Annotated in this window: 8 protein-coding genes; 3 read left to right on the forward strand and 5 right to left on the reverse strand. The window is 52.8% G+C overall.

The genetic code is table 11. The features are described 5' to 3' along the window. Positions 1-405: 405 nt before the first annotated feature. The 4 genes from jag to rpmH form a co-directional block, all read right to left on the reverse strand. A complete protein-coding gene (gene jag, locus KJS42_RS07815; protein WP_213622514.1) occupies positions 406-1131 on the reverse strand; it encodes an RNA-binding cell elongation regulator Jag/EloR in 726 nt (241 codons plus the stop codon). Further along, positions 1128-2033, reverse strand: coding sequence for a YidC/Oxa1 family membrane protein insertase (locus KJS42_RS07820; protein ID WP_213622515.1), 906 nt, complete (start codon positions 2031-2033; stop codon positions 1128-1130). Before KJS42_RS07820 ends, jag begins: the two co-directional genes overlap by 4 nt. A gap of 75 nt (positions 2034-2108) precedes the next feature. After that, positions 2109-2459 carry a ribonuclease P protein component gene (rnpA, locus tag KJS42_RS07825; RefSeq protein ID WP_193417627.1) on the reverse strand — a complete coding sequence of 117 codons (351 nt, stop codon included), beginning with the start codon at positions 2457-2459 and terminating at the stop codon, positions 2109-2111. A 114-nt stretch (positions 2460-2573) separates the two neighbouring features. Then, positions 2574-2708, reverse strand: coding sequence for a 50S ribosomal protein L34 (gene rpmH, locus KJS42_RS07830; RefSeq protein WP_009223341.1), 135 nt, complete (start codon positions 2706-2708; stop codon positions 2574-2576). 377 nt (positions 2709-3085) lie between these two features. Here rpmH and gnd point away from each other — a divergent pair, with 377 nt between their 5' ends. The 3 genes from gnd to gntK all read left to right on the forward strand — a co-directional run bounded on the left by gnd (position 3086) and on the right by gntK (position 6490). Beyond that, positions 3086-3985: a phosphogluconate dehydrogenase (NAD(+)-dependent, decarboxylating) gene (gene gnd / locus KJS42_RS07835; protein WP_155604520.1), complete on the forward strand. Its 900-nt coding sequence runs from the start codon at positions 3086-3088 to the stop codon at positions 3983-3985. Positions 3986-4114: 129 nt separating this feature from the next. Continuing rightward, on the forward strand, positions 4115-4786 hold the full coding sequence (locus KJS42_RS07840) for a GntR family transcriptional regulator (RefSeq protein ID WP_193417631.1): 672 nt from the start codon (positions 4115-4117) through the stop codon (positions 4784-4786). A gap of 156 nt (positions 4787-4942) precedes the next feature. Further along, positions 4943-6490, forward strand: coding sequence for a gluconokinase (gntK, locus tag KJS42_RS07845; RefSeq protein ID WP_213622516.1), 1548 nt, complete (start codon positions 4943-4945; stop codon positions 6488-6490). An 88-nt stretch (positions 6491-6578) separates the two neighbouring features. Here the strand turns inward: gntK and KJS42_RS07850 are convergent. Beyond that, on the reverse strand, positions 6579-6761 hold a 183-nt coding region (locus KJS42_RS07850; RefSeq protein WP_213622517.1), incomplete at its 5' end, for an IS3 family transposase.

Consider the following 6761-nt stretch of genomic DNA (forward strand, 5'->3'; position numbering starts at 1 on the left):
ACTCGACGCTTCCTTCGGAGCCTCTCCCTCATAGGAGGAGCTCTAAAGTAAAGGCGGGCCCCGAAGGGGCGAGAAGCCGCTCCCACCTCCACATCCCCTTGGGTGCGCCGACAGCAGTAGTCATGAGCAGCACGGTTTACCAGGTATCCCGGGTGCTCAACAGTAAGACGTACCCCGAAGGGGGGAAAAGCGTTCCACACACCGAAGTAAAGCGCATCCCCGAAGGGGACAGCGAGCTGGAGCGCCTCTTTCCCTCCTACGTTCCTCCAGTTTGCGGGAGCCCAGAGGGCAGCAGGCCCTCGGACGCCCTCCCTTACGGTAAGGGAGGGGTGGGGTGGGTTGAGACCTAGGGATAAAAAAATGACGTCCCCCAGCTTACGCCGAGCAAACGTCATTGCGTCTCATTCATTTACTATGCTTCAGAGTAATAACGACCCGCCGGTTCGGCTCTTCGCCTTTACTGTAAGTTTTGACCTCCGGGTGATCCTGAAGTTTGGAATGAATCACTTTGCGCTCCTGCGGCGACATCGGTTCGAGCGTAACCTCTTTACGCGTTCGAACGACCCGTCCGGCCAATCTGACGGCAAGTTCCTCCAGCGTTTTCTTCCGGCGTTCCCGGAAGTTTTCGGCATCGAGGACGATGCGGATGAAGCTGTCGGAATAACGGTTAGCGATGATATTCGCCAAATATTGCAGCGCGTCGAGGGTTTGCCCTCTCCGCCCGATCATTAAACCCAAATCATGGCCCGAAATGTTCAACACGGTATGGTCTTTGCCATGGGAGACTTCGACTTTGACGTCCAAGCCCATGTTTTCGCCGACCTCCCGGATGAATGACGCCGCCTCCGCGTAGGGATCCTTCTCGCTTCCCGCCGCCTTCTCCTCTATCACGGAAGCAGACGAACGAGGTGCCGAAGCAGCCCTATTCGGGGTGGGTACTGATACAGGGGCAGGTTCCTCAACCAAAGTAAGCTCAACCTTTGCTTCCTTTCCCCCAAACAGTCCCAGGAATCCTTTTGATGGCTGCTCTAACACGTTCACGGCGACTTTATCCTCGGTGGTGCCGAGCTTGGCCAATCCTTGTCTTACAGCATCTTCAATGGTTTTTCCCGACGTCACGATTTTATTCATTTCGATTTTTTGGCCTCCTTGGCACCCTTACCGGGATGACCGGCTTTTAGATTGGAGCCGCCTCGCTTCTTGTTCCCAGAGCCGGAAGATGAACCGCCACCGCCGCCGCCTGCTGTAACAGCAGCCGCAGCCAAAGCCGGATCTTTCTTACGGTAGATAAAGAAGTTTTGCGCAATTGTGTACAGGTTACTGAAAATCCAGTACAACGGCAACGCAGCGGCGAAATTGTACGCCATGACAAAAATCAAAATCGGATAGACCCACATCATAAACGCCATCGGGCCTTGCATGCCCTGCGGATTCACGCTCGACATCATCTTCGTTTGAATAAAAGTCGTCAAAGCCGCGACCGCCGGCAAGATAAACAATTTGTCAGGTTCGCCGAGCTGCAGCCACAGGAAGGAATGCTCTCGGATCGCCGAGTTGTAGTAAATCGAATTATACAACGCAATGAACACCGGCATCTGAATGATCAACGGGAAACAACCCGCCATCGGATTGACCTTGTGTTCCTGGAATAGCTTCATGGTCTCCTGCTGTTGTAGCTCCGGATTATCTTTATATTGCTCACGGATTTTCTGGAGCTGAGGCTGAATGGCCTGCATCGCTTTCGAACTCTTGACCTGCTTCAGTGTCAAAGGCAGGATCAGCGTCCGAACGATCAGCACCATAATCAAAATCGCTACGCCATAAGCACCATTAAACCATTTTGCAAACGTATCCAGTACGAGCGAGAAATAGTAAACCACATTCGCGGTCCACCACGAATTGCTATCCTTCATATTTTCCGTCGTGGTTGCCAAATGAGCATTCTGCGGAGCGCATCCCGCGAGAACCGCTACCATCACGACCGCCAGAAGGAGAAGAAGCCATCTTCTTCGGTTAGTCATCAATCGCGACACTTTAAAACCCCTCTCTTAACCTATCCATTCAACGTAAATCATAACATATTTGAAGGGACAAAGAAACAAGCCTGCCTAACGCCCGGAAGCCCGCAGTAGCGAAGCTTTTCGAAGCACGTGAAGCACGCTTTTTTCGAGGTCCTTATATTCCATTCCAACGGCCCCATTACGCACGATCAGGATCAGATCGACATGGTCGCGAATTTCCGCTTCATGCAGTCGGACGATCTCCTTCAACATCCGCCGCATCCGGTTGCGAACGACGGCATTTCCGATTTTTTTGCTGGCCGATACCCCCAGGCGAAAACGTTCAATATCCGGTTTATTGGACCAGTACACCACCAGCTGGCGATTCGCAAAGGACTTGCCAAACCGGTAGATGCGGTTAAAATCGGCGCGGTTTCTCAAACGAAGTTGTTTATGCACGAGCAATCTCCTTGATTCATCACTTCTAGATTAGTATTGACCAAACGTCGTCGTAACTCTCGCGCTAGGCTCAAGTATAAAAAAAAGACCACCGCGGTGGTCTTTACGCACGCTTTACGCACTCAGTACTTTTCTGCCTTTGAGACGACGAGCAGCGAGAACCTTGCGGCCGTTTTTCGTGCTCATTCTTTTGCGGAAACCGTGAACCTTTTTACGTTTGCTCACATTCGGTTTGAAAGTTGGTTTCATTTATCGCACCCCCTTACAGGATTATCATTATCTGTATGTTTACCATTTTCATATCCACAGAAAATGCCTTTATACATTTAACCACACCGCCTAGGAAAAGTCAACCGAACTTCCATCGCCATCTCCCGCTTTTCGTTTCCCATTATCCACAATCCACAGCCCTCGTAACGAAAAATTTCACGCTTCAGTTTTCCACAGCCTTCCCGATAACCTCCTCGCATATAAGTTATGCACATGTGGAAAAGTACTTTCAACCGAAAGAACCCCCTCAAGAAGCGCCTTCTTGTAGATGGTTTACAGCCAAATCGAATCGGAGTATATTCAATTTATAAGTTGTATACAAGTATACAATAATTCGAAATGAGGTGCTTACTTCAATGAAATTAGGCATGATTGGACTTGGAAAAATGGGCTTTCATCTCGTTCTGAATCTGCTGGAGCACGGACATGACGTTGTGGCTCATGACATGAATCCGCGGTCAGTTGCAGGCGCGGCCGAAAAAGGCGCGGTCCCCGCCGCCAACCTGGAGGAACTCGTCGCTGCTCTAGAAACGCCAAGATTCATATGGGTAATGGTTCCGGCCGGTGCTCCGCTGCGCTCAGTCGTCGATCAGCTAACCCCTTTGTTAGAACCGGGCGATGTCGTCATTGACGGCGGAAATTCGCATTACAAAAACTCGCTGGAGTTATCGGAACAACTGGCGGCGCAGGGCATTCGCTTCCTCGATGTCGGTACTTCCGGGGGGGTCGAAGGCGCGGAGCAAGGCGGCTGCTTTATGATCGGCGGCGAGGAAGAGGCCTTCCGGTTGATGGAACCGATCTTTCGTGATATCGCCGTTAGCGGCGGCTATCTATATGCCGGACCTTCCGGGAGCGGCCATTTTCTCAAAATGGTCCATAACGGAATTGAATATGGCATGATGCAGGCCATTGCCGAAGGCTTTGAGTTGCTCGACAAAAGCCCTTACGATTACGATTTCGAGCAGGTCGCCCGGGTATGGTCGAATGGTTCGGTCATTCGCAGCTGGCTGATGGAGCTGACGCAAAACGCTTTTGCCAAAGATCCGAAGCTGGAAGGGATCCGCGGTGTCATGCATTCTTCCGGAGAAGGCAAATGGACAGTTGAAACGGCGCTGGATCTGCAAGCAAACGCACCGGTGATCGCAATGTCGCTGTTCATGCGTTACCGTTCGCTCCAGGAGGACACGTTTCACGGCAAAGTAGTCGCGGCGCTGCGCAACGAATTTGGCGGACATGCGGTAGAATCGGCTAAATAAATCATTTAATTTCCTCCAAAAACCTTGAGCGAGATTCCCCATCCGACAATATTCATGCTATGATCGAAGTATTTAGGTTTCATCGATCATCAAGCGGGATGACATCCCTTGGAATAGGAGAAATATCGCATGCAATACCCTTCTTCCTGGTTGAAAGGCAGTTCGCTCGGCGAATCGATCGCCGCAGAGCTGCGACTGCAAATCATAGCAGGCACGATCAAGCCAGACGCGGTCCTGTCGGAAAATCGCATCGCCGCGGATTTCGGCACGAGCCGCTCCCCGGTCCGCGAGGCGCTAAAAACGCTCTCCGGCGAAGGTCTGATCCGCCTACAACGCATGGGTGCGGTCGTCAATGGCCTTAGCCTGCAGGACGTGGACGAATTGTACGATGTTCGTTATTTAATTGAAAGCTTCGCCTCCCAGCGGATGGCGGATGATCCAGAGGCACTGATTGCTCCGCTATCGCAAATCATCGACAAAATGGTCTTGGCCGGCAAACACCGGGACGTCGTAGAATTCGCCTATCAGGATCTCTGTTTTCACGAGACGATTATTGCCGGAGCGAACCATACCCGCATCATGCATCTGTGGACCAGCATCCGCCAAATCGTGATGACGGTCATGTTGATTACGACGCGGGAAGTTTTGTCGCAAGGTGAGGACAAAATCGACTATGTGATCGGGAAACACCGCAAGCTGTTGCAGGCATTAGAGTCCCGTGACGCCGACATTATTGGACGGAACGTCGAGGAATACTTCGCCGACTCGCACCGCACGCTTCAGACGAGCATCCCTCAATAATTCGAGCTGGGACGGTACCCCGGGCCCTTTTGGCCGTTTATTCTTGTCGACAAGTATACAGAATGGGATTTGACCTCCTCGGGCTGAGCTTTATTTTTCGAGGCAAAACTCATTACAATGAAAATAAGAAGAATTGACGTGGAAAGAAGGTAGGGTATGGGTTCTTTGACGCATATGATTGGCCTGGATATCGGCACGACCAGCACGAAAGCCGTGTTATATGAACGCAGCGGCCAAGTGATCGCCACGGCCAATGAAGAATATCCGCTATACACGCCCTCCGCTGCGGTGGCGGAGCAGGATCCCGAGGAGATTTTTGCCGCGGTGATCGCGGTGGTGAGTCAAGTCATGAATACGAGCGGGATCGCTCCTGAACGGATTGGCTTCATCTCCTTCAGCTCAGCGATGCATAGCGTAATCCCGTTGGATGTCGAGGGCAAACCGCTGATGCGTTGTCTCACCTGGGCGGACAACCGCAGTGCGGACTGGTCGGAGAAGCTGAAGAACGAGCTGGGCGGTCACGAAATTTATCTGCGCACCGGCACGCCGATTCACCCGATGTCCCCGCTGACCAAGCTGCTATGGCTGCGTCATGAACGGCCGGAACTGTTCGCACAAGCCCGCAAGTTCGTCTCCATTAAGGAATACATCTTCCTGAAGCTGTTCGGGGAGTACATCGTCGACTATTCGATCGCCTCGGCGACCGGCCTCCTGAATCTGGAGCGCCTGGATTGGGACGAAGAAGCGCTGCGACTGGCCGGCATCACGCCAGATCAACTATCGAAGCTCGTGCCGACGGCGCACATCCTGCAAGGCCTGGCGCCAAGCTACGCCAGCGCCATGGGACTCGCACCCTCCACCCGCTTCGTCATTGGTGCCAGCGACGGCGTTCTGTCCAATCTTGGGGTCGATGCAATCGACCCCGGCGTCGTCGCCGTCACGATCGGTACCAGCGGGGCGATTCGCACCGTTGTCGACCGCCCAAGGACCGATCCCAAGGGCCGAATCTTCTGCTACGCGCTGACGGATAAGCACTGGGTAATCGGGGGGCCGGTCAACAATGGCGGCGTGATTTTCCGCTGGGTGCGGGACGAATTCGCCGCTTCCGAGGTAGAGACGGCGAAACGGCTGGGGATCAGCCCGTACGACGTGCTGACCAAGATCGGCGAGCGTGTCCGTCCGGGCGCGGACGGGCTGCTCTTCCACCCGTACCTGGCCGGCGAACGGGCACCGCTGTGGAATCCGCATGCGCGTGGATCCTTCTTCGGGCTGACGCTGCACCATCAGAAGGAACACATGATCCGGGCCGTGCTGGAAGGCGTGATTTACAACCTCTATACGGTACTTCTGGCGATGGAAGAACAAATCGGACGGCCGCAGAAAATCCAAGCGACGGGCGGCTTTGCCCGCTCCCCACTGTGGCGCCAAATGATGGCTGATATTTTCGACCAACAGGTCGTTATCCCGGAGAGCTATGAGAGCTCCTGCTTGGGCGCAGTAGTGCTCGGCTTGTATGCATTAGGGGAAATCGACTCCTTCGAAGTCGTCAAAGAAATGGTCGGTGGCACCCATCAGCATACGCCAAATCCGGAACATGCAGCAATTTATAAACAGCTGCTGCCGATCTATATTCGCATTTCGCGCAAGCTGGAGGAAGATTACGAGGCGATCGCCAAGTTCCAGCAGCAACAATCCGAACAATAATTCACTCGATGATAGATGATAAAAATCCGACCGCCCGTAAGGTGAACTGCACCCCGTCAAGTAGACAGTATAAAAAATAAAAGCTCAATTAGGCGGCCTTGGTCCTATACTCCATCGGACTGAGGCCGTTTAATTTTCTCTGTAATCGTTCGTAATTGTAAAAGTGGATGTAGTCATCAATGTCGTTCTTCAACTGGTCAAAAGTTCGGTAAGTATGCAAATAAAATTTCTCGCATTTCAATGTTCCCCAGAAGGATTCCATGGGCCCGTT

This window comes from Paenibacillus sp. J53TS2 (genome assembly GCF_018403305.1).
GTDB classification, from domain to species: domain Bacteria; phylum Bacillota; class Bacilli; order Paenibacillales; family Paenibacillaceae; genus Fontibacillus; species Fontibacillus rhizolycopersici.

Coding starts and splice junctions, on each gene's coding strand:
- gntK (WP_213622516.1), top strand. CDS start 4,943: ATGGGTTCTTTGACGCATATGATTGGCCTGGATATCGGCACGACCAGC.
- rpmH (WP_009223341.1), bottom strand. CDS start 2,708: ATGAAACCAACTTTCAAACCGAATGTGAGCAAACGTAAAAAGGTTCAC.
- jag (WP_213622514.1), bottom strand. CDS start 1,131: ATGAATAAAATCGTGACGTCGGGAAAAACCATTGAAGATGCTGTAAGA.
- KJS42_RS07840 (WP_193417631.1), top strand. CDS start 4,115: ATGCAATACCCTTCTTCCTGGTTGAAAGGCAGTTCGCTCGGCGAATCG.
- gnd (WP_155604520.1), top strand. CDS start 3,086: ATGAAATTAGGCATGATTGGACTTGGAAAAATGGGCTTTCATCTCGTT.